31 protein-coding genes are annotated in these 26,266 nt (G+C 70.6%); 14 read left to right on the top strand and 17 right to left on the bottom strand.

The genetic code is table 11. The features are described from left to right. Positions 1-7: 7 nt before the first annotated feature. The 8 genes from lepB to KME66_RS07380 all read left to right on the top strand — a co-directional run bounded on the left by lepB (position 8) and on the right by KME66_RS07380 (position 7,075). Complete coding sequence (gene lepB, locus KME66_RS07415) at positions 8-763, top strand: signal peptidase I (RefSeq protein WP_216320338.1); 756 nt, start codon at positions 8-10, stop codon at positions 761-763. Then, on the top strand, positions 760-1,248 hold the full coding sequence (locus KME66_RS07410) for an NUDIX hydrolase (RefSeq protein ID WP_073213842.1): 489 nt from the start codon (positions 760-762) through the stop codon (positions 1,246-1,248). Before lepB ends, KME66_RS07410 begins: the two co-directional genes overlap by 4 nt. Before the next feature lie 64 nt (positions 1,249-1,312). Further along, positions 1,313-1,621 (top strand): DUF2469 domain-containing protein, encoded by a 309-nt coding sequence (locus KME66_RS07405; protein ID WP_003965949.1) that lies wholly within the window; start codon positions 1,313-1,315, stop codon positions 1,619-1,621. Between the two features lie 163 nt (positions 1,622-1,784). Next, positions 1,785-2,144, top strand: a complete 360-nt coding sequence (locus KME66_RS07400; RefSeq protein ID WP_073213839.1) for a YraN family protein — start codon at positions 1,785-1,787, stop codon at positions 2,142-2,144. Beyond that, positions 2,144-3,766: a YifB family Mg chelatase-like AAA ATPase gene (locus KME66_RS07395; protein ID WP_216320334.1), complete on the top strand. Its 1,623-nt coding sequence runs from the start codon at positions 2,144-2,146 to the stop codon at positions 3,764-3,766. Before KME66_RS07400 ends, KME66_RS07395 begins: the two co-directional genes overlap by 1 nt. A gap of 305 nt (positions 3,767-4,071) precedes the next feature. Continuing rightward, positions 4,072-5,208: a DNA-processing protein DprA gene (gene dprA / locus KME66_RS07390; RefSeq protein WP_253208568.1), complete on the top strand. Its 1,137-nt coding sequence runs from the start codon at positions 4,072-4,074 to the stop codon at positions 5,206-5,208. A gap of 254 nt (positions 5,209-5,462) precedes the next feature. After that, positions 5,463-6,299, top strand: a complete 837-nt coding sequence (gene whiG / locus KME66_RS07385) for an RNA polymerase sigma factor WhiG (protein ID WP_006127910.1) — start codon at positions 5,463-5,465, stop codon at positions 6,297-6,299. 218 nt (positions 6,300-6,517) lie between these two features. Beyond that, entirely contained in the window at positions 6,518-7,075 is a 558-nt protein-coding gene (locus tag KME66_RS07380) for a TetR/AcrR family transcriptional regulator (RefSeq protein ID WP_073213830.1), read from the top strand. Here the strand turns inward: KME66_RS07380 and KME66_RS07375 are convergent. Beyond that, complete coding sequence (locus KME66_RS07375; protein ID WP_216320331.1) at positions 7,026-7,877, bottom strand: peptidoglycan DD-metalloendopeptidase family protein; 852 nt, start codon at positions 7,875-7,877, stop codon at positions 7,026-7,028. The genes KME66_RS07380 and KME66_RS07375 overlap by 50 nt on opposite strands. Before the next feature lie 565 nt (positions 7,878-8,442). Between KME66_RS07375 and rpsB the strand changes: the two genes are divergently transcribed. The 5 genes from rpsB to KME66_RS07350 all read left to right on the top strand — a co-directional run bounded on the left by rpsB (position 8,443) and on the right by KME66_RS07350 (position 12,998). After that, positions 8,443-9,351, top strand: a complete 909-nt coding sequence (rpsB, locus tag KME66_RS07370; RefSeq protein WP_019766411.1) for a 30S ribosomal protein S2 — start codon at positions 8,443-8,445, stop codon at positions 9,349-9,351. A 99-nt stretch (positions 9,352-9,450) separates the two neighbouring features. Next, the gene (gene tsf / locus KME66_RS07365) at positions 9,451-10,287 is read left to right on the top strand and encodes a translation elongation factor Ts (RefSeq protein WP_073213821.1); all 837 of its coding nucleotides are present in this window, start codon (positions 9,451-9,453) and stop codon (positions 10,285-10,287) included. Between the two features lie 161 nt (positions 10,288-10,448). Continuing rightward, positions 10,449-11,222 (top strand): UMP kinase, encoded by a 774-nt coding sequence (pyrH, locus tag KME66_RS07360; RefSeq protein WP_073213818.1) that lies wholly within the window; start codon positions 10,449-10,451, stop codon positions 11,220-11,222. A gap of 121 nt (positions 11,223-11,343) precedes the next feature. Beyond that, positions 11,344-11,901 (top strand): ribosome recycling factor, encoded by a 558-nt coding sequence (gene frr, locus KME66_RS07355; protein ID WP_030715651.1) that lies wholly within the window; start codon positions 11,344-11,346, stop codon positions 11,899-11,901. Continuing rightward, positions 11,901-12,998, top strand: a complete 1,098-nt coding sequence (locus tag KME66_RS07350) for a phosphatidate cytidylyltransferase (RefSeq protein WP_216320328.1) — start codon at positions 11,901-11,903, stop codon at positions 12,996-12,998. Before frr ends, KME66_RS07350 begins: the two co-directional genes overlap by 1 nt. Positions 12,999-13,194: 196 nt before the next feature. Here KME66_RS07350 and KME66_RS07345 read toward each other — a convergent pair whose 3' ends face one another. The 5 genes from KME66_RS07345 to KME66_RS07325 all read right to left on the bottom strand — a co-directional run bounded on the left by KME66_RS07345 (position 13,195) and on the right by KME66_RS07325 (position 17,511). Further along, entirely contained in the window at positions 13,195-14,454 is a 1,260-nt protein-coding gene (locus tag KME66_RS07345; protein WP_216320325.1) for a site-specific integrase, read from the bottom strand. 76 nt (positions 14,455-14,530) lie between these two features. Continuing rightward, on the bottom strand, positions 14,531-14,764 hold the full coding sequence (locus tag KME66_RS07340) for a helix-turn-helix domain-containing protein (RefSeq protein ID WP_216320323.1): 234 nt from the start codon (positions 14,762-14,764) through the stop codon (positions 14,531-14,533). An 88-nt stretch (positions 14,765-14,852) separates the two neighbouring features. After that, entirely contained in the window at positions 14,853-16,256 is a 1,404-nt protein-coding gene (locus tag KME66_RS07335; RefSeq protein WP_253208253.1) for a phage/plasmid primase, P4 family, read from the bottom strand. Then, positions 16,253-16,603, bottom strand: coding sequence for a hypothetical protein (locus KME66_RS07330; RefSeq protein ID WP_216320320.1), 351 nt, complete (start codon positions 16,601-16,603; stop codon positions 16,253-16,255). Before KME66_RS07330 ends, KME66_RS07335 begins: the two co-directional genes overlap by 4 nt. Beyond that, complete coding sequence (locus tag KME66_RS07325) at positions 16,600-17,511, bottom strand: bifunctional DNA primase/polymerase (RefSeq protein ID WP_216320316.1); 912 nt, start codon at positions 17,509-17,511, stop codon at positions 16,600-16,602. Before KME66_RS07325 ends, KME66_RS07330 begins: the two co-directional genes overlap by 4 nt. Before the next feature lie 171 nt (positions 17,512-17,682). Between KME66_RS07325 and KME66_RS07320 the strand changes: the two genes are divergently transcribed. After that, complete coding sequence (locus KME66_RS07320; protein ID WP_216320312.1) at positions 17,683-18,696, top strand: hypothetical protein; 1,014 nt, start codon at positions 17,683-17,685, stop codon at positions 18,694-18,696. Positions 18,697-18,739: 43 nt separating this feature from the next. On the opposite strand, the gene KME66_RS07315 is transcribed toward KME66_RS07320, so the two are convergent. From KME66_RS07315 to KME66_RS07265, 11 genes are all read right to left on the bottom strand, one after another. Then, positions 18,740-18,928 (bottom strand): hypothetical protein, encoded by a 189-nt coding sequence (locus tag KME66_RS07315; protein WP_216320310.1) that lies wholly within the window; start codon positions 18,926-18,928, stop codon positions 18,740-18,742. Beyond that, positions 18,919-19,179, bottom strand: a complete 261-nt coding sequence (locus tag KME66_RS07310; RefSeq protein ID WP_216320307.1) for a hypothetical protein — start codon at positions 19,177-19,179, stop codon at positions 18,919-18,921. The genes KME66_RS07315 and KME66_RS07310 overlap by 10 nt, the downstream gene beginning before the upstream one ends. A gap of 152 nt (positions 19,180-19,331) precedes the next feature. Then, positions 19,332-21,410 (bottom strand): cell division protein FtsK, encoded by a 2,079-nt coding sequence (locus KME66_RS07305; protein WP_216320304.1) that lies wholly within the window; start codon positions 21,408-21,410, stop codon positions 19,332-19,334. A gap of 86 nt (positions 21,411-21,496) precedes the next feature. Beyond that, positions 21,497-21,820, bottom strand: coding sequence for a hypothetical protein (locus KME66_RS07300; protein ID WP_216320301.1), 324 nt, complete (start codon positions 21,818-21,820; stop codon positions 21,497-21,499). Positions 21,821-21,896: 76 nt separating this feature from the next. Further along, the gene (locus KME66_RS07295; protein WP_216320298.1) at positions 21,897-22,277 is read right to left on the bottom strand and encodes a DUF6251 family protein; all 381 of its coding nucleotides are present in this window, start codon (positions 22,275-22,277) and stop codon (positions 21,897-21,899) included. A 44-nt stretch (positions 22,278-22,321) separates the two neighbouring features. Continuing rightward, positions 22,322-23,149, bottom strand: a complete 828-nt coding sequence (locus tag KME66_RS07290) for a phosphoadenosine phosphosulfate reductase (RefSeq protein ID WP_216320295.1) — start codon at positions 23,147-23,149, stop codon at positions 22,322-22,324. After that, positions 23,146-24,012 (bottom strand): protein spdB, encoded by an 867-nt coding sequence (locus KME66_RS07285; protein WP_216320292.1) that lies wholly within the window; start codon positions 24,010-24,012, stop codon positions 23,146-23,148. The genes KME66_RS07290 and KME66_RS07285 overlap by 4 nt, the downstream gene beginning before the upstream one ends. Next, positions 24,009-24,200, bottom strand: coding sequence for a hypothetical protein (locus tag KME66_RS07280; protein WP_216320290.1), 192 nt, complete (start codon positions 24,198-24,200; stop codon positions 24,009-24,011). The genes KME66_RS07285 and KME66_RS07280 overlap by 4 nt, the downstream gene beginning before the upstream one ends. Continuing rightward, positions 24,200-24,472, bottom strand: a complete 273-nt coding sequence (locus tag KME66_RS07275; protein WP_216320289.1) for a DUF6284 family protein — start codon at positions 24,470-24,472, stop codon at positions 24,200-24,202. Before KME66_RS07275 ends, KME66_RS07280 begins: the two co-directional genes overlap by 1 nt. 95 nt (positions 24,473-24,567) lie before the next feature. After that, on the bottom strand, positions 24,568-24,990 hold the full coding sequence (locus KME66_RS07270) for an NUDIX hydrolase (RefSeq protein ID WP_216320287.1): 423 nt from the start codon (positions 24,988-24,990) through the stop codon (positions 24,568-24,570). 530 nt (positions 24,991-25,520) lie between these two features. After that, entirely contained in the window at positions 25,521-26,237 is a 717-nt protein-coding gene (locus KME66_RS07265) for a GntR family transcriptional regulator (protein WP_216320285.1), read from the bottom strand. Positions 26,238-26,266 lie beyond the last annotated feature (29 nt).

The raw sequence follows: 26,266 nt of genomic DNA, 5'->3' as shown, positions 1-26,266 counted from the left end.
CGCTGGGATGAGCGGTACGCAGAACGGGAAAGACGGCCGCGGCCGGCTCGGCGCCATGGTGTCGGGCCTCGCCGTGGCCGTCGGCTGTGTGCTCTTCCTCGGCGGTTTCGCCTGGGCGGCCGTGGTCTACCAGCCCTACACGGTCCCGACGGACTCCATGGCCCCGACGGTGAACCCCGGCGACCGGGTGCTCGCCGAGCGGATCGACGGGTCCGACGTCCGGCGCGGTGACGTGGTGGTCTTCACCGACGAGGTCTGGGGCGCCACACCGATGGTGAAGCGCGTCGTCGGGGTCGGCGGGGACGAGGTGGCCTGCTGCGGCGAGGACGGCCGCCTCACGGTCAACGGCACCCCCGTCGACGAGCCGTACCTCGACCGCGGCACGACGGGCGCCGACGGCAGGGCCCTCGCCTCGCCCCAGGAGTTCTCCGCCACCGTGCCGCCGGGCAAGATCTTCCTCCTCGGCGACGAACGGGCCACCTCACTGGACTCCCGGGTACACCTCCAGGACGCCGGCCAGGGATCCGTACCGCTGAGCGCCGTGCGGGCCCGTGTGGACGCGGTGGCCTGGCCCATGGACGGCATGATCGACCGGCCCTCCTCGTTCGCCGCGCTGCCCGGCGGGGTGTCCACCGCCGGGCCCCTGCCGCTCCAGCTCGGCGCGATCCTGGCCGGGGCCGCCCTGATCCTCGCCGGGGCGGTGTACGGGCCCGTGGCGGCGCGCCTGGGCCGCCGGAGGGCGCCCGGGGGAGGGGCCCGGTGACCTCCGCGGCCCGCAAGGTCGCCCGGGTGGTCCTCCTGGACCCCGACGACCGAGTCCTGCTGCTGCACGGCCACGAGCCGGACGACGTGGCCGACACCTGGTGGTTCACCCCGGGCGGAGGCCTGGAGGGCGACGAGACCCGGGAGCAGGCGGCCCGCCGGGAGCTCGCCGAGGAGACCGGGATCACGGGCGTCGAGCTGGGCCCGCTGCTGTGGACCCGGATCTGCTCCTTCCCGTTCGACGGACGCCGCTGGCACCAGGACGAGTGGTACTACCTGGCCCGTACGACCCGGACCGCCACCGCCCCGCAGGGCCTCACCGACCTGGAACTGCGCAGCGTCGACGGTCTGAGGTGGTGGACTTCCGCCGAACTGCTCGCGACGCGTGAGACGGTGTATCCGACCAGACTCGCCGAGCTGCTGCGCACGCTCCTCGACGAGGGTCCCCCGCGCGATCCGCTGGTTCTGGCCCCCGAAATCGTCTAATAGTCCAGGGGCGCCGACGGCTGACGCACAATGGGGGCACGCACGGCTGAAGGGGAAACATGCCATGAGCGCCGAGGACCTCGAGAAGTACGAGACCGAGATGGAGCTGAAGCTCTACCGGGAGTACCGCGATGTCGTCGGTCTGTTCAAATATGTGATCGAGACCGAACGGCGCTTCTACCTCACCAACGACTACGAGATGCAGGTGCACTCCGTCCAGGGTGAGGTTTTCTTCGAGGTGTCCATGGCGGACGCCTGGGTCTGGGACATGTACCGGCCCGCCAGGTTCGTCAAGCAGGTCCGCGTGCTGACCTTCAAGGACGTCAACATCGAAGAGCTCAACAAGAGCGATCTGGAACTTCCGGGAGGCTGACCCCGCGCGGCCCCCCGGAGCCGGGGCCACCGACACGCGCGCTGCAACCAGAAGCCCGGTCACCCGCGAGGGTGACCGGGTTTTCCACATCCGCGAAGTTTTCCACCAAGATCCACATCTTGTGGCGGGACGGGTCACAGTCGGTGCCGGAGGTGGTGCCGAGATGAACGCACGGGGGGCACTCGGGCGGTACGGCGAGGATCTGGCGGCGCGGCTGCTGACCGAAGCCGGGATGACGGTGATCGGCCGGAACTGGCGCTGTCGCGCCGGGGAGATCGACATCGTGGCCCGGGACGGGGACGCGCTGGTCCTCTGCGAGGTGAAGACGCGCAGGCCGGGCGGGTTCGAACATCCCATGGCCGCGGTCGGCCGGGTCAAGGCGGAGCGGCTGAGACGGCTCGCCGAGATCTGGCTGGAGCGGCACGGCGGGCCACCGCCCGGCGGGGTCCGCATCGATCTGGTCGGGGTGATCGTGCCCCGGCGCGGAGCCCCGGTCACCGAGCACGCCCGGGGGGTGTCCTGATGGGCTTCGCACGCGCGTGTTCCGTGGCGCTGGTCGGCGTCGAGGGGGTGGTGGTGGAGGTCCAGGCGGACCTGGAGCCCGGAGTGGCGGCCTTCACCCTGGTCGGACTGCCGGACAAGAGCCTGGTGGAGAGCCGGGACCGGGTGCGGGCCGCCGTCGTCAATTCCGGGGCCGAGTGGCCGCAGAAGAAGCTCACGGTCGGGCTCTCCCCGGCCTCCGTCCCGAAGAGCGGTTCGGGTTTCGACCTCGCCGTGGCGTGTGCGGTGCTCGGCGCGGCAGAGCGGATCGACCCCGCGACGATCGCCGACGTGGTGATGATCGGCGAGCTGGGTCTGGACGGCCGGGTGCGTCCGGTGCGGGGTGTGCTGCCCGCGGTCCTCGCGGCGGCCGAAGCGGGGTACGAGCACGTCGTCGTCCCCGAGCAGACGGCCGGGGAAGCGGCCCTGGTGCCGGGGGTCTCGATCCTCGGCGTCCGCAGCCTGCGCCAGCTCGTCGCCGTCCTGTGCGACGAGCCGGTGCCCGATGAGCCCGTCGGCGGTCAGGGGCGCCCCGACGCCATGCGGGCCGGGCTGACGATCCCCGGGACCGGCCTCGGTACGGGGCTCGCACCGGCCGCCGCGCGGGGCGACGGGCACCGGCCGGACCTCGCGGACGTCGCGGGTCAGCTGCGGCCGCGCCTGGCCCTGGAGGTGGCCGCGGCCGGCGGACACCATCTGCTGTTCTCGGGTCCGCCGGGCGCGGGCAAGACCATGCTGGCCGAGCGGCTGCCGGCGGTCCTGCCGCCGTTGACCCGGCAGGAATCCCTCGAAGTGACGGCGGTGCACTCCGTGGCGGGAGTCCTCCCCCCGGGTGAACCGCTCGTCTCCCGGGCCCCCTACTGCGCCCCGCACCACTCGGCGACCATGCAGTCCCTGGTGGGCGGCGGCAACGGAATCCCCAGGCCAGGCGCGGTCTCGCTGGCCCATCGGGGTGTGCTCTTCCTGGACGAGGCCCCCGAATTCTCGGGCAAGGCCCTGGACGCGCTGCGCCAGCCGCTGGAGTCCGGTCATGTGGTCGTCGCGCGGGCCGCGGGGGTGGTGCGGCTGCCCGCCCGGTTCCTGATGGTGCTGGCGGCCAATCCGTGTCCCTGCGGGCGCCACACGCTCGTCGGCGCGGGCTGCGAGTGCCCGCCCTCCGTGGTCCGCCGTTACCAGGCCCGGCTGTCCGGGCCCCTGCTCGACCGCGTGGACCTGCGGGTCGAGGTGGAGCCGGTCGACCGGGCGGACCTGCTGGGGCAGGGCGGCCGGGGCGAGTCGACGGCGGTCGTCGGCGCCCGGGTGCGGGACGCCAGAGCGCGGGCCGCCGAGCGGCTGACCGGCACCCCGTGGACCACGAACAGCGAGGTCTCGGGCCACGAGCTGCGGACCCGCCTGCTCGTGGCCCCGGGGGCACTCGCGGCGGCGGAACGGGATCTGGAACGCGGGATCCTCACGGCTCGCGGCCTGGACCGGGTGCTGAGGGTGGCCTGGACGGTGGCGGACCTCCGTGGCGCGGACCGCCCGGACGCCTCGGACGTGGCGGTCGCCCTGGAGCTGCGGACGGGAATCCAGCGCGGGGTGCCGATGGCGGCGGGGGAGCGGTGACCGGGATGACGGGGAAGCGACGGCGGGAGGCGGGCACCGGGCTCGGTCCCCGCCCCGGGCACGGACCGGAAGCGGAGCGCTCCCCGGACGCCGCGCACGGATGTGGCCGGGAGGGCGGTACGGGGCGGGAACGCGGCCCGGACCCGGAGTACGGGCCGCACAGGGGCGGGGAGCCCGGCCCGGCCCCGGAGCGCGGCCGGGATCCCGTGCGAGGGCTCGATCGCGGGCACGGCCCCGACCGGGAGTGCGACCCGGTCCCGGATCGCGAAGGTGAGCGGGAGGACCCGGACCGCACGGTTCAGCGGCTGGCCAGGGCCGCTCTGACCCGGGTGCTGGAGCCGGGGGACGAGCGTGCCGGGCGGTGGCTGCGGCTCACCGGCCCGGTCGAGCTGATGCGGAGGCTCACCACCGAGGACGGCTCCGCCGAGGAGCTCCCGGGGATGACCGCAGCGCGGCTCGGTGGCTACCGGCTGCGGGCGGCCGCCGCGGAGCCGGGGCGGGACCTGGCAGCGGTCGCCGCGGTGGGCGGGCGCTTCGTCTGCCCGGGCGACCGGGAGTGGCCGAGCCAGCTGGACGACCTCGGCGACGCGCGGCCCGTCGGGCTCTGGGTGCGTGGGCGGCCCGACCTGCGCCTGTGGTCCCTGCGCTCGGTCGCGGTGGTCGGCGCGAGGGCCTGCACCGCGTACGGGGCGCACATGGCGGCCACCCTCGGCTCCGGGCTCGCGGAGCGCGGCTGGGTGGTGGTGTCGGGGGCGGCGTTCGGCGTCGACGGGGCCGCTCACCGGGGGGCGCTGGCCGCGGGTGGGGCGACGACGGCGGTGCTCGCCTGCGGGGTCGACGTCCCCTACCCGCGCGGGCACGCCGAGTTGCTCGGGCGTATCGCTGAACAGGGTCTCGTCGTCGCCGAGTTGCCGCCGTCCGCCCACCCCACCCGCAGCCGGTTCATCACCCGCAACCGCGTCATCGCCGCGCTGACCCGGGGCACGGTCGTGGTCGAAGCCCCCTACCGTAGCGGTTCGCTGGTCACCGCCCGCCGGGCACAACGCCTCGGCCGCTTCTCGATGGGGGTGCCGGGTCCGGCCACCAGTGGCCTGTCGGCGGGGGTTCACGAGCTGTTGCGCGGTGAAGGCGTCCTCGTCACCGACGCGGACGAAGTCGTCGAGCTGGTCGGGGCCATCGGCGACCTCCCGCCGGCCCGCCGCGGCCCGGTGCTGCCCAGAGACCACCTGGACGCGGTCGCCGCACGGGTCCTCGACGCGCTTCCCCGCCACGGGGTCACCCATCCCCGTGACCTCGCACGCACCGCGGGGACCTCGGTCGACGAAACGCTCGCTCGACTGTACGAACTCCACTCACTGGGGTTCGTCGAACGCGAGGGCGACGGCTGGCGGTTGACGCTTCCTCCGGCACGCAACGGCGACGCGCGGCGAGGCGATACTTGACCTGGAGCATTCGGGTGAAAAGGTAAGGCCGATGACCTCGCACGATCGATCGGTGACCTGTCCGGGACCCCCGCCAAAGGCGACGGCCCTGGTCCCGGACGGGCGCGAACGGCGCCAGGGGCGGCAGGCAATCACACGGCGGGGAACTCCCGTCCTGCGCGGACTGCGACGCCACAGTCACGCTACGCTCACAAGGATTCCGCTTCAGACACACGTCCTCCAGCACTTCACGGCAGAACGGCTCAAGGCACCACATGCCCCAGCACACCTCCGGGTCTGACCGCGCGGCGAAACCACCGGTTGCGCGTGGCACTGTGCGCCCTCCCGCTCCCTCCTCCCTCGACGAGTTGTGGCGTTCCTACAAGACCACGGGCGACGAGCGGCTGCGGGAGCAGCTGATCCTGCACTACTCGCCGCTCGTGAAGTACGTCGCGGGCCGGGTCAGCGTGGGGCTGCCCTCCAACGTCGAGCAGGCCGACTTCGTCTCCTCCGGGGTGTTCGGACTGATCGACGCCATCGAGAAGTTCGACATCGAGCGGGCCATCAAGTTCGAGACGTACGCGATCACCAGGATCCGCGGCGCCATGATCGACGAACTCCGTGCCCTCGACTGGATCCCGCGGTCCGTCCGGCAGAAGGCGCGGAACGTGGAGCGTGCGTACGCCACGCTGGAGGCGCAGTTCCGGCGTACGCCATCGGAGGCCGAGGTCGCCTCGGAGATGGGCATCGCGCTGGAGGAACTGCATGCTGTTTTCAGCCAGTTGTCGCTGGCGAACGTGGTCGCTCTGGAAGAGCTCCTGCACGTCGGCGGTGAGGGCGGCGACCGGCTGAGCCTGATGGACACCCTGGAGGACACCGCCGCCGATAATCCGGTGGAGGTCGCCGAGGACCGCGAGCTGCGAAGACTGCTCGCGCGGGCCATCAACACCCTCCCCGACCGCGAGAAGACCGTGGTGACCCTGTACTACTACGAGGGCCTCACCCTCGCGGAGATCGGCAACGTCCTCGGCGTGACCGAGAGCCGGGTCAGCCAGATCCACACGAAGTCCGTGCTCCAGCTCCGGGCGAAGCTGGCCGACGCGGGCCGCTGACGTCCCGCTCGCGTCTCACTTCCCGGGCCATCTCGGCTCCCGACTCGCGCCGTCTCGGGCCTGTCTGCGAGCGTCCGCGGCCCTCCCCGGCTCCCGCCGTCTCGGGCCCGTCTGCGACCCTCCGCGGCCCTCCCCGGCCATTCGATCGGTGGCTGTGCCCTTCCTCCGCGCGCCTGCCGCCGTAGAGTGGATCCGTGCCCAGGATTCGAGCGGCCTCCGTGGCCGAGCACCGGACCATGCAGCGCGGCGCCCTCCTGGACGCCGCGCGCTCCCTGCTGTCCGAGGGCGGTACGGAAGCGCTGACCTTCCCCGCACTCGCCGAGCGCACGGGCCTCGCGCGGTCCTCCGTGTACGAGTACTTCCGCTCCCGTGCCGCCGTCGTGGAGGAGCTGTGCGCCGTCGACTTCCCCGTCTGGGCGGCCGAGGTCGAGAACGCCATGCAGCGCGCCGAGACCCCCGAGGCGAAGATCGAGGCGTATGTGCGCCGCCAGCTCGACCTCGTGGGGGACCGCCGCCACCGCGCCGTCGTCGCGATCTCCGCGAGTGAGCTGGACGCCGGCGCGCGGGAGAAGATCCGGGCCGCGCACGGCGGGTTGATCGCCATGATCGTCGAAGCGCTCGGCGACCTGGGCCACACCCAGCCGAGGCTGGCCGCCATGCTCCTGCAAGGGTCGGTCGACGCCGCCGTACGCCGGATCGAACTGGGCGTCGCCGAAGAGCCGGACGTCATCGCGGACACCGCCGTCGCGATGGTCCTGCGCGGAGTGAGCGGCTGACCCGCCCACGTCCCCCGCGGAACGCCCACGCCTGAGCGTGAGGTCCCGGCTCCGGCACGCCGAACACCGGCAGCAACCGCGAAGGCCCTCTCCGCAGCAGCGTGGGCGGCAGCAGGGAGAGCGGGTCCAGGTAGGCCTCCCCGCGCCGCAGCCCCCAGTGCAGGCACCGCACCGCACAGTGGAACGGCCCGTCCTCCAGCACCCCGACCGGCTGTCCCGCGCGCACGCTCACGCTCTCCTCGACCAGCGACCGCACCGGCTCGTAGGTGGTGCGCAACGGCGGCGAACCGCTGTCGGCCACCTCGATGGCGAGGACCCCGCGTCCCGCCACCCGCCCCGCGAACGACACCCGGCCGTCGGCGGCCGCCAGCACCCGGGCGCCCGGCCACGAGGCGAGGTCCACGCCGCGGTGGCCGGGCCCGTACGGAGTGGCGGGCGGCTCAAAGCCCCGTAACAGCGCAGGCCTTCCCACCAGCGGCCAGCTCCGGGCCCCGCCGTCCGTGACGGGGTCGGTGTCCGTGAGAGGGCCGCCGTCTGCGGCCGGGTCGGCGTCCATGACCGGGCCGCCGTCTGCGGCCGGGTCGACGTCCATGACCGGGCCGCCGTCCGTACGTGCGTCGTCGTCCGTACGCGGGACGAAGGCCGACGCCCCCGTCGCCGCCAGGGGAGTGGACAGCCCGGACCGCGGGGCCGGCCCGGTGGGGCCGGCCGGAAGCAGCACGTACAGCAGGAGCCCCACGAGCACGAGGGGCAGCAGGGTGCGACGGGCGGGGGAGCGGCGTGGGCCGGGGAGGTGGCGCATGTCCGTCAGGATGTCCCGGAGGCCGGAGTTCCGGTGATCATGGACCTGTTCCTGTGGGCTACTCGCCGGTTGTGGACATCCCCGTCACCCGACCGTGGACGCAGCCGTTGCCGGGCCGCGGACACAGCGGACACAACAGCCACCGGGGGCCGTGGACACAGCCGTTCCCGGGCTGCCGCGGGTCCGGCCGTCACCGGGCCGTGGACGGGGGGCACCGAGGCCCGGGGCGTCGCCGTCCGAGGGTGGCGGACATGGCCGTCACCGGCCGCGGACCGCGCCCTCCCCCGGCCCGCGGATGGCACCGCCACCGGCTCGCGGATGACACCGCCCCGGCCCGTCGTGCCGCCGTCACCAGGGCATCGGTATCGCCGTCACCCGGCACTCAGCCGGTCCCGTACACTTCTTACGGCGATCCGGGTCACCGGGTCGACTTCGCACGCCCCGCCATCCTCCTCTTCTCGGAGGTGGCCGCGCTCCTCGGTCCCTTGTGGCACGGCGCGTAGGGGCGTCAGGCGCGAGCGCAAACCTGCGATCGCGATAACCGAGTACCTCAAGGAGTACGGCCATGGCCGTCGTCACGATGCGGGAGCTGCTGGAAAGCGGCGTCCACTTCGGTCACCAGACCCGTCGCTGGAACCCGAAGATGAAGCGCTTCATCTTCACCGAGCGCAACGGCATCTACATCATCGACCTGCTCCAGTCGCTGTCGTACATCGACCGCGCCTACGAGTTCGTCAAGGAGACCGTCGCCCACGGCGGCTCCATCATGTTCGTGGGTACGAAGAAGCAGGCCCAGGAGGCCATCGCCGAGCAGGCGACGCGCGTCGGCATGCCGTACGTCAACCAGCGTTGGCTCGGTGGCATGCTCACCAACTTCTCCACCGTCTACAAGCGCCTTCAGCGTCTGAAGGAGCTGGAGCTCATCGACTTCGAGGACGTGGCCGCCTCCGGCCTCACCAAGAAGGAGCTCCTGGTCCTCTCGCGTGAGAAGGCCAAGCTGGAGAAGACCCTCGGTGGTATCCGCGAGATGCAGAAGGTGCCCAGCGCCGTCTGGATCGTCGACACCAAGAAGGAGCACATCGCCGTCGGTGAGGCGCGCAAGCTCCACATCCCGGTCGTCGCGATCCTCGACACCAACTGCGACCCCGACGAGGTCGACTACAAGATTCCGGGCAACGACGACGCGATCCGCTCCGTCACCCTGCTCACCCGCGTGATCGCCGACGCCGTCGCCGAGGGCCTCATCGCCCGCTCCGGTGCCGCCACCGGTGACTCGAAGCCGGGCGAGAAGGCCGCCGGCGAGCCCCTCGCCGAGTGGGAGCGCGACCTGCTCGAGGGCGACAAGAAGGACGAGACCGCGGCCGCCGCCGAGGTCCAGTCCTCCGCCGAGACCGAGAAGGTCGCCGACGCCGAGAAGCCGGCCGAGGCCGTCGCCGAGGCCGAGGCTCCGGCCGCGGACGCCGAGCAGGCCTGACACCCGTCACGGCTGCTGACGGCGGGGGCCGGCGCCACGAGCGTCGCCCCCGCCGTTCACCCGTAGATCTTTCAGACTTCGAGAGAGACATACAGACTCATGGCGAACTACACCGCCGCTGACGTCAAGAAGCTCCGCGAGCTCACCGGCGCCGGCATGATGGACTGCAAGAAGGCGCTCGACGAGGCCGACGGCAACGTCGACAAGGCCGTCGAGGCGCTCCGTATCAAGGGCCAGAAGGGCGTCGCCAAGCGCGAGGGCCGTTCCGCCGAGAACGGCGCCGTCGTCTCCCTCATCTCCGAGGACCAGACGTCCGGCGTTCTGCTGGAGCTGAAGTGCGAGACGGACTTCGTCGCCAAGGGTGACAAGTTCCAGGCCGTCGCCAACACGCTCGCCGCGCACGTCGCCGCGACCTCCCCGGCCGACATCGACGCGCTGCTCGCCTCCGAGATCGAGGCCGGCAAGACCGTCCAGGCGTACGTCGACGAGGCCAACGCCAACCTCGGCGAGAAGATCGTCCTGGACCGCTTCGCGCAGTTCACCGGCGACTACGTCTCCGTGTACATGCACCGCACCATGCCCGACCTGCCCCCGCAGATCGGTGTTCTGGTCGAGCTGGACAAGGCCGACGCCGAGCTGGCCAAGGGCATCGCGCAGCACATCGCCGCCTTCGCCCCGAAGTACCTGTCCCGCGAGGACGTGCCGGCCGAGGTCGTCGAGGCCGAGCGCCGCGTCGCCGAGGAGACCACCCGCGCCGAGGGCAAGCCCGAGGCCGCCCTCCCGAAGATCGTCGAGGGTCGGGTCAACGGCTTCTTCAAGGAGGCCACCCTCCTGGGCCAGCCGTACGCGCTGGACGCCAAGAAGTCCGTCCAGAAGGTCCTGGACGAGGCCGGTGTCACCCTGAAGCGCTTCTCGCGCATCAAGGTCGGCATCTGAGTCCGTCCGGGCGAACAGCGCCGGACCCGATAGGGTCTGGTGCAGTCGACGGCCGCACCCACGCCGGACGACCGCAGATCTGACGAGGAGGCCATTGCCGCTGTAGGGACACCAGACCCACCGGCAATGGCCTTCTTCGTATGTGCACGAGGAGAATTTCCATGGACAACGGCGCGGACGCCATGCAGGCCGACGACAAACGCGACGACAAGGGTTCCGGGCGCTTCATGCTGAAGCTCTCCGGTGAGGCATTCGCCGGCGGCGGCGGTCTCGGCGTCGACCCCGACGTCGTGCACACCATCGCCCGCGAGATCGCCGCCGTCGTCCGCGACGGCGCCCAGATCGCGGTGGTCATCGGTGGAGGCAACTTCTTCCGTGGGGCCGAGCTCCAGCAGCGCGGCATGGACCGGGCCCGCTCCGACTACATGGGCATGCTCGGCACCGTCATGAACTGCCTGGCGCTCCAGGACTTCCTGGAGAAGGAGGGCATCGACTCGCGCGTCCAGACCGCCATCACCATGGGCCAGGTCGCCGAGCCGTACATCCCGCTCCGCGCCGTACGGCACCTGGAGAAGGGCCGCGTGGTGATCTTCGGCGCGGGTATGGGCATGCCCTACTTCTCCACCGACACCACCGCCGCGCAGCGCGCCCTGGAGATCGACGCCGAGGCGCTGCTCATGGGGAAGAACGGGGTGGACGGGGTCTACGACTCCGACCCGAAGACCAACCCCGGCGCGGTGAAGTTCGACGCACTGGAGTACGGCGAGGTGATCGCCCGCGATCTGAAGGTCGCCGACGCCACCGCCATCACGCTCTGCCGCGACAACAAGCTGCCGATCCTCGTCTTCGAGCTGACCGCCCTGGGCAATATCGCTCGCGCGGTCAAGGGTGAGAAGATCGGCACGCTCGTGAGCGACGAGAGCACCCGGGCCTGACGGCCCCCAGGATGGACAACGGCCTGCCGGTCGGACACCGTGCAGGTGAGGACGCGACGCAGGACCCGCAGGGCGCGGCGATGACGACGCCGGGCCCACCCAAGACACGCAGGAGCACGTGGTGATCGAAGAAATCCTCCTCGAGGCCGAGGAGAAGATGGAGAAGGCCGTTGTCGTCGCGAAAGAGGACTTCGCCGCGATCCGTACCGGCCGCGCGCACCCGGCGATGTTCAACAAGATCGTCGCCGACTACTACGGCGCGCTGACCCCGATCAACCAGCTGGCCTCGTTCTCGGTTCCCGAGCCGCGGATGGCCGTCGTGACGCCGTTCGACAAGACCGCGCTGCGCAACATCGAGCAGGCGATCCGCGACTCCGACCTCGGCGTCAACCCGAGCAACGACGGCAACATCATCCGGGTGACCTTCCCCGAGCTCACCCAGGACCGTCGCAAGGAGTACATCAAGGTCGCCAAGACCAAGGCCGAGGACTCCAAGATCTCGATCCGCTCCATCCGCCGCAAGGCCAAGGAGAACCTCGACAAGCTCGTCAAGGACAAGGAGTCCGGCGAGGACGAGGTGCGCCGCGCGGAGAAGGAGCTCGACGACACCACCGCGAAGTACGTCACGCAGGTGGACGAGCTGCTGAAGCACAAGGAAGCCGAGCTGCTCGAAGTCTGATGAACGACTCTTTCTGGGGCGCCCCGCAAGGAGCCGGTTACTGGGGCACGCCCGAGATGAGGGCTGCCCCGGCGGGTCCTGCCCACGATGTGCACGGCGCCCAGCAGACTCGGCCCATGCCCATCGTGCCGGACGTTCCCGACGCAGGTAGAGACGCAGACGCAGAGCCGCAGAGCCGCGACGACCGGAACGGGGACGCCGCGCTCATCAGCGGCCCTCTGTTCCGTGACGAGATGCCGCAGGAGCCCATGTCCACCCCGCTGCCGTCCCCGCCGCAGAAGAAGCGCGCGGGGCGTGATCTGCGCGCCGCCATAGGGGTCGGCGTGGGTCTCGGCGCCGTCATCGGCGTCTCGCTGTTCATCGTGAAGGCCGTCTTCATCGGCGTCATAGTGATCGCCGTCGTCGTCGGCCTCTGGGAGCTCACCTCCCGACTCCAGGAACGCAAGGGCATCAAGGCGCCCCTGATCCCCCTGGCCGTCGGCGGAGCCGCGATGGTCGTCGCCGGCTACGCCCGGGGCCCGGAGGGCGCGTGGGTCGCCATGGCCCTGACCGCTCTCGCGGTGCTGGTCTGGCGGATGACCGAGCCGCCGGAGGGGTATCTCAAAGATGTCACCGCCGGGGTCTTCGCGGCGTTCTACGTCCCCTTCCTGGCCACCTTCGTCGCCCTGCTCCTGACGGCGGACGACGGGTCGTGGCGGGTGCTGACCTTCCTCGTCCTCACGGTGGTCAGCGACACCGGGGCGTACGCCGTCGGCTGGCGCTTCGGCAAGCACAAGCTCGCCCCACGCATCAGCCCCGGCAAGACCCGTGAGGGCCTGCTCGGCGCGGTCGCCTTCGCCATGGTCGCCGGCGCGCTCTGCATGGAGTTCCTGATCGACGGCGGCGCCTGGTGGCAGGGTCTGCTGCTCGGGCTGGCGGTCGCGGCCAGCGCCACCCTGGGCGACCTGGGCGAGTCCATGATCAAGCGGGACCTCGGGATCAAGGACATGGGCACCCTGCTGCCTGGCCACGGCGGCATCATGGACCGGCTGGACTCCCTCCTGCCGACCGCGCCGGTGGTGTGGCTGCTGCTGGTGCTGTTCGTGGGCTCCGGCTGACCGCCCCAGCGCTCCGGGACCCCGTCCCAGCTGCACGTTTCACGAGCGAGGGTCCGTCGTCCACAGGGCGGCGGACCCTCCCCCGTATGTCTGCCACACTGGATGAACCATGCCTAAGCCCGGAGAACTGGCGACGATCCGGCATTGAATGGCCCCTGACCAGCAAGTTCGGCGCTCGACAGGGGCCGTTCGCGTGTTACTGGGCCGTCTCTGGGCCGTCAGTGCCGTCAGGGGAGGGCGAGAACAGCCCGTCAATGGTGTTCCGGGTGCGCTCCTGACTCGACGGCATGAGGTGCGCGTACACCCGCAACGTAAGTGATGGGTCGGTGTGGCCAAGGTACTGGCTGACCGCCTTGATGCTCTCGCCAGCGTCCAACAGTACCGACGCGTAGAAGTGCCTGAGAGCATGCATGCCGTGCTCGCGGGCGGATACGTACTTGCCGTCCTGCGCACTGGGGATGAGACCGGCGAGCGCGAGAGCGGGCTTCCACTCTTGGATGTTGAAGTTACTTCTCCACACGACTCCCTTCGCCGTGTTCGTGAAGATGAGTCGGGCCGTCACCTTGGGGCCGTCAGGCTTTCGCCACGGCAGAGTGACTTCAACCGGCTTGTAGTTGTCCATGTGCACTCGCAGGGCCTGGGCCACCGAGGACGGGAGCGGGACGTCGCGCTCCTTGTTGCATTTCGGCGGAGCGAATACGGCCTTGCCCTGAATCAGTTTCACCTGCCGGACGACCCGCAGAATGCCGGCATCGAAGTCGATCGCGTCCTCAGCGAGACCCACGATTTCCCCCTGGCGGAGTCCGCAGCCAGCGCCTGTGTCCACCATGGTTCGGTAGCGCTCCGGAAGGGCTTGGCGGACAGCCTGCACCTGCGTGTGCAGCCAAGGGGTGACCCGTCGCCGCTCGACGGATGGCGGGCGCACGGACCTCGCAGAGCAGGGGTTGCGGGGGAGGAGAGCATCGTCCACGGCCGCACTCAGAACGGCACGGACGTCACCGAAGATGTTGCGCGCGTACGCACCACTCACGCGCGGATTGGCCTCCAGAGCGCTCACGAGCTCGCGGAGGTGCTCCGGCCTGAAGGAATCCAGGGGGCGCGATCCGAGGATAGGGAAGGCATGCAGGCGCAGACGCTGTTCGGTGACAATCTGACTCGACAGGTCTGCACTGTGAGCCTTGAGCCACTTTTCGGCGTATCCCTTGAACGTGACTCGGGCCGCGCGAGGGTCGATGTACTGGCCCCGCGACATGTCGGAGGCGACGTTGGTGAGCCACTGCTCAGCGAGGCGCTTCTGTCGGTCGGGGAAGCTCTTGGACTTCTCGGTGCCATCGGGGCCGACGTAGCGGGCCCGGTAGCGGAGTCCGGAGCCGTACCGGTCGCTTTTGACCCGGCGCTGCTTTCCGTCAGGTCCGGGTTCGGTCTTGTACCAGCGGTCTTGGATGTGGCCGGCCAACGTGGTGCTCCTGTCGGGGATGCGTCAGGGGCGCGACCGGTGGTGGCCGCGCCCCTGTGGGTGGTTGTGGTCTGAGTCAGGCGGCAGCGTGCTCAGCCTCGGTGAGCGCGTTGATCCAGGCGTGGACGGCGGTGGGGTCGTAGCGGAGATGCTTGCCGATGCGGAAGCCGGGTGGCCCGGTGCGCTTCTTCCGCCAGGCGTAGACGGTTTCCAGCGGGACGGAGAGCAGCGCGGCGATGTCCTCGGGGGTGAGGTAGCGGTCGGGGAGGCCGCCCCGGAGAGTGGCCCGGGGATCGGATGCGGGTTTCACGGTGCCTCCGGAAGTTCGGAACACATTGCTCTGAGTCGTGACTCATCGCGACTCAGAGCGGGATTCGGCGGGTCTGAGTCGCGATGAGTCACGACTCAGGCAGATGTGGTTCGGCCGTGTTGAGTGCGATGCCGGTGTAGGTGGCTACCTGGCGGCCGTAGGCGTCGCGGGGGCGGGTGCGGTTGAGCTGGGGGACGACGGAGAGGAGGTTGCGGCCGAAAAGCTGCTTCGTGCCGATGGCTCGTACGCCGTTGTCCTCGGCCCATTCGCGCCAGGCGTTCCACAGGACGTCGACGGGGACGTCACGGGTGGGGCCGGTGGTGCAGCGTTCCCGAACGAATGCGCTGGTGGGTGAGGCGGTGTCCTGCATCATCGTGATGGCGTCCTGGGAGGACGCGGGTTCGGTGATGCGGCCGTTGCGCTCCAGGCGGGCGAGGCCGTCCAGGGCCCAGTTGATGATGCCGGGCATCTCGGCGGCGAGCTTGTCTGTGAGTCCGGTGTCCTCGCGGCCGAGCCAGGAGACGGTCATGTTGAGGACGACGAACCGCCGGGCGATGACCCCGCTGCTGTCTCCGAAGTTCGGCAGCTCGTTGGTCAGGACCATGAGCCGGGTGGGGAGCTTGCCGGTCCAGACGTCGCGGTACTTGCGGTCGATGTCGATGGTGTCCTCGCCGGAGATGGTGAGGAGCCGTTCGACGACTTGCCCGCCGTCGCCGGAGAGGCGGGCGTCGGAGATGACCGCGAGGGGTTTGCCGACCAGGGTGGAGAGCCCGAAGTTCGTGCCGAGTCCGGCGAGGGTGGGCCCGGCCAGGTTCTCCTTGCCGACCAGCTCTTTCAGGATGCGGGCGATGGTGCCCTTCCCGGACCGGGAGGGCCCTTTCATGAGCAGGATCTTCTGTTGGTCGGTGCGCCCGGACAGGACGTAGCCGAACCACTCCTGCAACGCGGCGATGGAGGCGGGGTCATCGGGCCAGATTCCGTGCAGGAATCCTTTCCAGGTGGGGGCGGTGGCGTTGGGGTCGAAGTCGTAGGGGACGGAGACGATGTTGAAGAACCCGGGCCCGTGGGGCAGTAGTGCCCGGTCCCGGATGCGCAGGAGCCCGTTGCGGCACGCGACGATCGGGCTGTCGTCGTGCTGGCCGTGCTCGTGGTCGATCCAGGACGGGGCGTCGGTGTCGGCGGGCAGCAGGGTGATTGCGGACATGGCGTCGAGAAGGTTGCTGATCTTCGTCTTCGTCGGGGCCCACGGGTGAGCCTCTGGCTCGCCCTTCTTGTTCAGCACGGTGTGGACGCAGTGCTCCAGCCGCTTGTAGAGCCCGGCGCGCATCTGCTGTTCGTCGTACTCACGCCAGCAGGTTCCGGTCCAGTGCATCCACGAGCCGCGCCAGCGACGCAGTCGCAGGTGTCCGTCCTGGGTGGTCCAGTCGGGGACGATGCGCCGTGCGACGGCGAGAGGGTTGGAAGGTGCGGGCAGCTCCTCGGCGGTGTTCACGCGGCGGTCCTCCCTTCGGTCTGGATCGGGCAGGTGGCCCGGTGGGCGGCGTGGTCGTCGATCAGCGCGAGGACGCGGGCCTGGCCCCGGGCGGTCTCGTGACGGCCGCAGGAGCAGACCGACTCGGCGGCCGGCCGAGCGTTCCGCCCTGGGGCGCTGATCCGGAGAAACCCGACCACCCGCCGCCCGTCCCCGACCTGCGGGTCAGGGCGAACAGCAACGGGGACGCCTTCGGCGACGCCTTTCGGCTCGCCACCGGTCATCCGTGCTGCCGTGGGGTTGGCGGCCTGCGGGGTGTTCGGGGTGGCAGGCAGGCTCTTAAGTCGCAGGTTCCTGGCGGTGGTCATGCCGGCCGCCCGGAGTTGTGGGCGACGGACCAGTTCAGAGCGCTCGCCACAGCCTTGCGGCACTCGTTCTCCCGGAGTCCGGCCGCCATTCCCGCCGAATTAAGAGCCTGCTCTACCTCATGGCGGGCGAGGTCGCCGGACGGGATGAACCGCCCCAACGCTCGGGCGGCCCGGACCAGCGTCCAGTTCCGCACGCCCTCCCCGGCCCCGGCGACGGCCGCCGTTTCGGCCCTGAGAGCCGCTGCGGCGTACCGAGAGGCCCGAACAGGCATGGGTGCAGCCGTCAGACCCCGGGGGGCCTGACGAGGCATCAGGAGGGCGTACAGCCATTCCGGGAGCGGTACGGGCTCGGTGGGGTCGACCACGTCGTACGTACCGTTCGGGAGGGTGCTCCCGGCGGCGACGACGTATCCGCCGTGGGCGCGGGTGTCGATGTGCTTGCCGAGCCTGCCCGCGCTGTTGCCGAGCCGGACCCCGGGCGGGGCGGTGAAGTACAGGTGGTGTCCGCCGCTCGCGGTCCGGGTCCGGTAGGTGGTGGGGACGGTCTGTCCGGCGCGCTCGCAGAGCGCTTGCAGGGAAGTGACGCCGTCAGGCGTTCCTTTCGGATCCTTGGCCTTGACCGGGTCCAGGTCCACCACGACCAGCCCGGACGGGCCCGTGGCCAGACCGACGTTGAACGCCCCGGTCGACCAGGCGGCGCGGATACGGTCGGGGTCGGTGGTGGCGCGCTGCTCCCACTTCCGGTGGCCGGCCGCGCAGTCGCCGGTGGCGGGACAGGCGGTCTCTCCGTGGAGGGCGGGGCGCTTGTCGTAGGGGCGCAAGGGGAAGAGGTGCCAACCGCGTTCGGCCGCGGTCAGGGCGGCGGCGAGGTAGCTGCGCTCTCGCCGGATGGGGGTGGGTTGGGTCATGCTGGGTGCCTCCACTGTTGAGTTGGGTGGAACGAGGGCGGCCCCGGACTTTGGCGAGACGGGGGCCGCCCTCGGCGTTGCGGTGGGATGTTGGGCGCGGGGCCCCGCGGTAGGTGTGGCCTGGGGAAATGGGAAGGCGCGGTGTCAGTGGCAGGGTCTAGGGTCGTTGGCATGCTGACCACCGCTGATCTTGTGCCGGGCCTCGTGACGATGCGCGATGACATCGCGGCAGCCTTTGGCTGCGGGACGTTCCAGGGAATCGAGCCGGCTTCGGCCTCGAAGAAGGTGTTCGTCTACTCCGACCCGGCCGCGGGTGAGGAGTACGGCTACACCTTCGATGGGCGGGGCGAGGACGACGAGTTCGGGCCGCTGTACCTGTACACGGGTGCCGGCGCGAATGGCCCGCAGAGCCCGACCGGCCGCAACAGCTCTCTGCTGACCGCAAAGGACAAGGGCCGTGATATTCACCTGTTCGTTGCGCACGGCGCGGTGTCACCCGGCGGCGCGATGAGGCAGCGGTACATCGGGCAGATGGTGCTGGACCCCGTCACCCCGTATGTCGTCCGCCGCGGTCCCGGTAAGGACGGCGTGATGCGGGATGTGTTGGTCTTCCGCTTCCGCCCGGCGCCGGGCACGACGCCGGCGTGGACGGAGGCGGACAAGCAGCCGCCGGCCACGAAGACGACGATGGAGATCACCGATCCCGCGGTGATGGTGCCGGCGCCGATCGTGTTGCCGAAGCAGAGCGGTGCGAAGGTCAAGAAGACCGAGCAGCACAGCACGTCGGAGACGGTCGCGGAGATCCCGGCCAGTCAGCGCAAGGTGAAGCGGCGCGAGGGCGAGCTCGTGAAGGCGTTCGTCGCGCACCTGACCGCGGCGGGGCACGAGACCCACAGCTTCCAGTTCACGATCGCGGGCGAGCCCGGGACGCTCACCCCTGACCTGTACGACGTGAACGACCACGCCTTGTACGAGGCCAAGGGGCTCACGACCCGGGCCAACGTCCGCATGGCCATCGGTCAGCTTGCCGACTACCGCCGGCGCGTACCGAACAACAAGACCCTGCGCGTCGCCGTGCTGCTGCCCACCGCCCCCACACCTGATGTGCAGGAGCTTCTTGAGGAGCAGAACATCGCGCTGGTCTACCAGACCGACGACGGCTTCGCCGGCTGGCCCCTCGCCTGACTGAGCCACGCCCCAAGCGCAGTTGCCGGATGGGGCGGGTTCCTCAGATGTTGGGGAGGGCGTCGATGAGGGCGGCGGCCATCTGGTTGATGGGTCCGGCGGCTCCGGTGGAGGCGAGGAAGAACCCGAACCCGGCGGCGGTGAACGCGCCGCCGGGCGTGAGGCTGCCGGACCGGAGCAGGAAGAACAGGACGAGTCCGAAGAGGGCGACGAGGGAGAGGGTCACTGCCATGGGGTGGCCTTCCGGTCGGTGGGCTGGGGTCGGGTGCCGGCCGCGTGGATGCTGCGGCTGTTGTTCAGCAGCCGGCGCCCGATGCGGAGTCGGGCGCGGTCGCCGTGGCAGCGGCGGCAGAGGGTGACGGTGCGGCGGCGGGTGCGGACGCCGATGCCGGAGCACTTCCGGCACGGGGCGAACGGCTTCACCGCGCACAACACTGCGTAACCGGCTGCGGTGAGGAGGATGAGGAGGCTAGCGAGCGCCACGAGGGGCTCACATCCCTTCGATGGGCGGGTTTCCGGGTTTTTCCGCAGGTGGGCTGCTAGACGCTAGGTCGCAGCTCATGGCGGGTGTGGGGTGCTAGCGGTGGTGCTAGACCTAGCAGCCGGGGGTGCTAGGTCTAGCAGCGCTGCTGGGGTCAGGCGGCAGCCTTGTTCTGGTTACGGCGAGTGATGGCGGCGGTGATGTCGGCGCGGTCGATCCCGCGCCGGTTCTTGCCCTCGCCCGTGTCGGTCTGGCCCCAGACCTGCCCGGCCTTGATGCCGTGGGGCTTGAGGGCGGCGGTGACGTTCTCCCCCTTCCACCCGCCGTAGACGTCCGGCAGGGCGGCAGCGAGCCGGGTGGCGATCCGCTCGCACCAGACGGCCCTCTCGTCGGGGGCGATGGCGGCGAGGACGTCGGCCAGCACATCGGACTGGCCGGTCTTCTCGGGGCCGTTGCCGATGGCGTGGCCGGTGACGTTGCCGTACTCCTCGCGGACCTGGCGGGCCCGTGCGGCGATCTGCTCGGCTGCCACCGCGTCCACGAACGCGGACGCGACGATGCGCGGGTCGTCGCCTTCACCGGCCATCCAGCAGATGCCCCGGTCCGAGCGGGAGAACATGGTGGCCCGGTACCCCGCCTTGTACATCGACGTGCCCAGCACCATGTCGTTGGCGGGCTGCCCCATGACCTTGAGGCAGAACCGCAGCACCGCGTTCGCGCTGATCCCGGTGGGCAGCGACTTCGCGTCCGGCCGCTGCGTCCCGAACAGCGTCACGATCCCGAGCGCCGGGCCGCGCTTGACGAGGTCGGTGCAGATCGCCTCGATCTCCTTGCCGTGCTCCTCGTGCTCGAACGGCACCTGGCACTCGTCGAACCCGGCCACGACGGGGTGCAGTCCAAGGCTCTTGTCGTTGGCGAGTTCGGGGGTGACTTTGGATTCCGGGCAGCGGGAGCGCGGCAGGGACTTGATGACCTTCGCCCGCCGGCGCAGCTCCTCCTTCAGCTCCCGCAACGCGTCCAGGACGTATGCGATGTCGTCGTTCTCCTCGCCTGCCCTGTAGCGGTGGCAGACGGGTTCGAGGGCGCCGAAGTCGCCGGTGCCCTTGAAGTCGAACGCGTGCAGCTCGGCGCGCGGGTCGAGTGCGGCGATGAGGAGGAACAGCCGCATGAGGAACGTCTTGCCCATCCGAGGGATGGACCCGACGACGACGGCGGCGAACATCAGCGTCACGGACACGTCGCGCATCCGCTGGTCGTTGCCGAACACCACCGGCCGGAACAGATCCACCTGCCCCGTCTTGAGGAGGGGCCAGGCGGGTTTGGTGGTCTCGTTCATCGGCTTGTCCCCGACCCACAGCACCAGGCGTCCTTCGTGCTCGGCGGGGTCGGGGGAGGGCCAGACGCAGCCGACCTTGCGGCGCAGCCCGGACGCCAGGGGCTTGCGGGCCTCCATGATGTCCTCGGGCGTCACCCCGTACGGGAGATCGAGGTCGGCGCGGTAGCCGGGGCCGTCGCGGACGATCTCGCTGGTGAAACGCAGCCCGTTCATCTCGCCGCCCTTCTTGATCGCGGCGGAGATCTTCGCGCTCCCGATCGAGTCGAGCCCGCGCAGCACGATGCTGCCGGTGAGCTTCTGCACCTCCGCCTTCAGCACGGCAGGGCCGATGACCGGGGCGTCGGGCTGCTGACCGGCCATACCGAGCAGCAGCACACCGCCGGCCGCGAACGCGTACATCAGCGCCGGGGCCATGACGTAAAGCCACAGGGCGAAGCCGACGCCGAATACGGCCGCGACCAGGGCGACCAGGCCGCGCAGCCGAACCCGGCCCGCGCGCAGCCGGGCCAGGCGCATGTACTCCTCGACGTCCTCCGCGCGGACGGCGGCGGCCCGCAACGGTGCGGCTTCCCGGTCCCAGATCCACCGGTTGGTGGTGGCGATGAACCGGCAGGCTCCCCGCGGCGACATCAGCGCAAGCCGACCGGCATACACCGGGAGCCGAACGCCGTGGAACAGGGCGCTGTATCCGACGTTCGCCCCGGCGTGGCGGGCGGTGGCAGTGAAGTCGCGCCGGTCGGTCAGCCAACCGGCCAGAACCGGCTTGCGCTTCTCCACGCTCACCTTCGGTTCCGGCAGCGCGGGGTTGTCGACCGCGACCGGCACGGTGGTCTCGGTGTCGTCGTCCAGGTCGGGGACCGGCCGCAGATGCGCGGCCGCCGTGGTGGTGTCCGTCATGCTGATGCTTCCTCCTGCTCGATGGTTCGGGACCGGGGGAAAGAAGGGGGTGGCCGGTTTCCTTGGCCGGGTCCGGCCACCCCCGCTCAGCTCCGCTCGGCCTTGTTCACGGCCCGCTCCGCCAGGCGTACGCGCTGCTCGGCGTCCTTGCGGGCTTGGCGGGCGGCGGCCCGCTCCGTGCGGGGCGCGGTGCGCTCGGCGGCCTTGGCGGCGGCCAGGTTCTGGCGGGCGGTGGCCTGCACCTCGTGCAGCGCCTTCAGCTCCCGCTGCCCGCGCTCGGCGGCAGCGGCGTCGATGGCCTCGATGCGGGCGGTGACCTTGCTGTCGACGCAGTCGGCCAGGGCCTCCTTGAAGCCCTTGCGGAACAGGCGGGCGCGCTCGCGGGACTCGGCTCGGGTGTAGCTGTACACGGTGAACCTCCCTGGTGGGGCCGGTCTGTCCGGCCCTCCACCCGCCCGGTTGCGAGACCGGGCGGACAGAGGACCGTCAGCGACGGCGGCCCTTGCGCAGCGAGGACGCGGCGGCCTTGCCGTCCGAGCTACCGACCGACTTCACGACCGTGACCACGCCCCAGGCACACACGGCGGCGACCAGGGCGAGGAGGGCGAGGTTCGCGGCGATGGCGGTGAGGACGCCGACCAGCAGGGGGCCGAAGTAGACGCCGGCGGCCACCGCCCCGGCGCCCATGCCGGAGCCGAGTGCGAGGCGCTGAACGGTGCGGTCCGGGGGTGCCTGGTGGACGTGGATGACCTGCGGTGCGGTGTTGGCCGGTTGGTAGGTGGCGGGGAGGTGGTCGGTGTAGGTGGGGGTGCCGTCCGGGAGGTGCACGACGGACGGCAGCCGGGCGGCAGGCAGGTTCTCTTCCATGCGGGTCCTTCCCAGGGGCGGGGCGGTAGCAAGGGGGTCGGGGGTCATGTCATGCACCAGCCGGAGTCGCACAGCCCGTCGGTGTCCTCAAAGCCGGGCAGGACGTCGACCCCGTCCGGGATGGCTTGGCGCAGTGGCCGGCCGAACCGGGTGAGGTAGACGTGGTCCTTGCCGAGCACGTCGCGACGCCTGTTCAGCAGCTCTTCGAGCTGGCACGACTTCTCGAACAGGGCGGGTTCGTTGCGGCGCATGTCGTGCCAGGTCTCGGGCCGGTGGAACGGGCAGAACCAGCACGAGGACTTCGGCGGGACGGGCAGGCCCGCTTCCCGGATGATCTGGGCGCAGTCGATCCGCCGCAGACCGAGTTCGAGCAGCGGGTAGACGATCTCCTCGTACGGTTCGCAGCGGCGCTTGTTGGCACGGTGGATCTCATCCAGGCTGATCCCGATCCCGATCGTCGCCGGGTGTTGCTTGGTGGCGCCCCGGCGCTTCAGCTCACGGCCGATCACCTTGATCTTGAAGTCGGCGGTGCAGCTACGCGTCCCGGGGGCCCCGTTGGACATGCGGACCGGGATGGCGAGGGACCGGCTGCCTTTCTTGGTGAGCTGCCCGTATAACGTGCGGGTCTCACCCGTGCGGACCATCACCCGGTCCAGCACCGCCAGCTCGATACCGTGCTCGGCTGCGAACGGGCGGGCGTACTCCTCCAGATACCGCAGCGTCCCCGGATGCTCGCTGTCGTCCCCGACGTTGGCCATCAGGAACGTACGGAAGTCGATCCGCCCCTGCGCGGCCAGAACCAGCAGGGCGGTGGACTGGACGCCCCCGCCGTAGCTGACGGACCGGATCGGTGTCTCCGTCGGCGTGCTCATGCCGCCACCCGCTTCCACGCGCCCCGCAACCGGACCTCGGAGGCGGAGTGGCCGGCGGCCCGGAACCGGGTGGACATCTCCCGGTAGGACAGGGCCGGTGTCTCGCTGTGCCGGATCTCATCCACCAGCCGGTCCAGCTCCGCATCCGTGAGCGCGGGGGCCGCGTCCAGGGCAGGGACGGGGTTGGTGGGGCCCCACACGGGCAGCTCCCACGTGGGTGTGACGCCGGGTGTGACGCGGGTCGTCACGCTGGTCAGCGCCCTGCCCGTGTCCTTCCCGGACCGGGTGCTCTCCAGCATCGACCACGCCCGGGCGAGGGTGGTGGCGGTCTGTGCCTGGACGCGTGCGACGCGCGCCCCGGCCTGCGTCACAGCCGTCAGCCGCGTCTCCTCCGTGCCCGCCTCTGCCCGAAGCCGGGCCCGGGCCACGGCGGCTTCGTCGCGGGCTTCCTGCTGGATGCCCTGGATCGCCTCCAGCGCGGACCCGGTCAGCGCGGTGCGCTCCCACAGCCCGTGGACCAGCCACAGGGCCTTCGCGGCCAGCGGCAGCCAGGCGACAGCGAGCCACGCGCCGGCGCTTTCGTCGGCGGTGACGGCGTGGGCGACCAGGACGCCCGTGGCGACCAGGCCGAAGCCCCAGCCCACCGCCGTGACCGGGGTGGAGTGGTCACCCTGCGCGGCGAGACGGCGTTCGTAGGCGAGGGTGGCGAGCCACCCGCCGTCGATCCCGAGACCGACCACGAGAGCGATCGCCCACGGCATCGAGGTGCCGAGCCACATCACGACCACGGCCAGCGTGAGGACCATGGACACCGCCGTCATCGCGACCGCGGGAAGAACCGTCTTCGCGGCCTTGGCACTCATGCCGCACCACCCGAAACCGGAGGGTCGACCATCTCGATGAGGCTTTCCACGGTCACCTCAAGGCGGCCGATCATCCGGGCCATGGCGGACGCATCCAGCAGGCTCACGGCCTGCGCGTCCGCGAGGGCCTGCCGGGCGGCGAGGATGCGGGTGCGGTCGTACTCGGTGAGATCGAAGCGACTGTCCATCAGGCCGCACCCCCCGACAGGCTCACGCCGGCCGACCGGTTGGCCAGCTCCCGGCGGGCCGCCAGGACCCGCCGGCGGGCCCGCCGGATGCGCTGGTGGTCCAGTTCGGTCGGGGTGCGGTCGATGGTCATGATCTGCGCATCGAGCAGGGCGACATCCGCCAGGATGGCGGGCATCTCCCGGTCGATCGCGTCCAGCTCGGCGTCCGACGGCTCACCGCCGAACGGGGCGGCAGCCGTAACGGCGGCCTGAAGTGCTGCGATGCTGTGCATGGGTCGTGTTCTCCCTAGCAGGTGTGACGGCCCGAAGAGGCCCCGGTGTGTCCGCACCGGGGCCTCGCGCCGTCTGGGGTGACTGGTGTGGTGTGTCAGGAGGCCGAAGCCGTGACCGTGCGGAGGATGTCCGCGTGGTCGAAGGCGAGCGGGGGCAGGTCGCTCAGCGGCCACCACTCGGCACGGGTCGCGTCGTCACCGGCCTCCACGATCGTTCCGGGGATGACGGTCAGGTGGTAGGCGACCGTGATGTACCGGCCGCGCGGGTCGCGGTTGGGCTGGTCGAACGTGCCGATCTGCTTCAGCTCGCCGGGGGCCGCGTACACGCCGGCTTCCTCGGCAAGCTCACGGGCGGCGGCCTCGCGGCTGGTCTCGCCGGGGTCGACGTGACCGCCGGGCAGGGCCCACGCACCCTTGTGCGGGTCCCAGCCGCGCTCGATCAGCAGCACGTGTCCGTTGGTGGTGGTGACGACGACATCGGCGGTGAAGCGGATGGTCTCGAAGGTCTCGGTACTCATGTCTCCCCTTGGGGTTGTAGATCCGGACAGCCCGGCTCCCCTCAGCCCCGCCCGTACAGCACCGCGTGAAGCGAACTGGACGGGCGGAGGAGGCAACCGGCCACAGCGGTCATGGGCACTGCGGATGGTCTGGACGTGCGTGTGTCTCCTTCGGGAACACGAGCTCCCGGGTAGGCGTATGGAGACGTGACCTTTCGGTCTAAGCCCTCCGGTTGACCAGGGATCCGGGACCCTCGGCCCGATCTCTCACGGGCCCCTTGGCGTCACATCCGAAGATGTGACGCCCAGTCGTGCAGGTCGAAGCAGCCCAAAGAGGGCCCCTTCTGCGTGGTTCATCGCCCTTTCCGGAAGTTCCGGATCGGGCGATGGCCACAACCAAGAGACTGGACCGGTGGACCGGTCCAGTCAAGCGGTGGACTCACGCTTCGTCGTGCCGAAGTGACGGAAAGTGCAGGTAGGGCGGCGTTTCGAGGCAATAAAAAAAGCTGAACCGGTGGACCGGTCCAGCCGTTTCGTTTGCCGCTTTATGCCTACATTGCGTAGGTATCGACCTGTTCGAAGAGCGAGGACGGTGTGACGCCTTCCTCGCAGACCAGCGGCTTGCCTTGCTCGTCGTACGCGGTGTGCAGCAGCACGGCTACCGGTGCCCCCTCCTGTACCCCCAGGCGGTCCGCTTCCGTCTCCGACGCGCCGCGCACAGTCGTTACGTCCACGCCTTCTGCCGGGCCCCGCCCGGTCTGACGTCGGACGTATCGCGTCGTCCCTTCTGCGATCGGGGCGGTGTCTGCCAGGCGCGGCGACACCTCCGCGACCTCCGGCGGGAACCACGCCTCAACGCAGCTATTCGGCGTTCCGTCCGGGAGCTGGAGCACGCGAACGCGCCGGAGCGCTTTCGCCCCGGGGGAGAGCCCAAGGGTGGCGGCGACGCGGGCGGGGGGTTCCGCCCAGTCGGGCTCGCCGACGCGCAGGAACGGCATCCCGCCCAAGATGCGCGCTGATCCGGCACGGCGAGCGCCGGCGGGGCGTGCAACGGGCGTCTCCGTGACCACGAACCCGGTTCCCTGCTTCGCCACGACCACGCCATCGTTTCGCAGTACATCGACTGCCTTGATTGCGGTGGCGCGTGACACATCCCACTGCTCGGCCAGCTCTCGGCCGGACGGAATTGTGTCCCCGGGCGCGATCTCACCAGCGGCGATGCGGGTGCGCAGGAACTCTGCGATCTCTTCGTACTTCAGGACTGCCATGGCTTCCCCTATTCCCTGCACTGGACTGG

It is taken from the genome of Streptomyces sp. YPW6 (assembly GCF_018866325.1).
In the GTDB taxonomy this organism is placed as follows: domain Bacteria; phylum Actinomycetota; class Actinomycetes; order Streptomycetales; family Streptomycetaceae; genus Streptomyces.
This window is presented reverse-complemented; position numbering and strand designations above follow the sequence as displayed.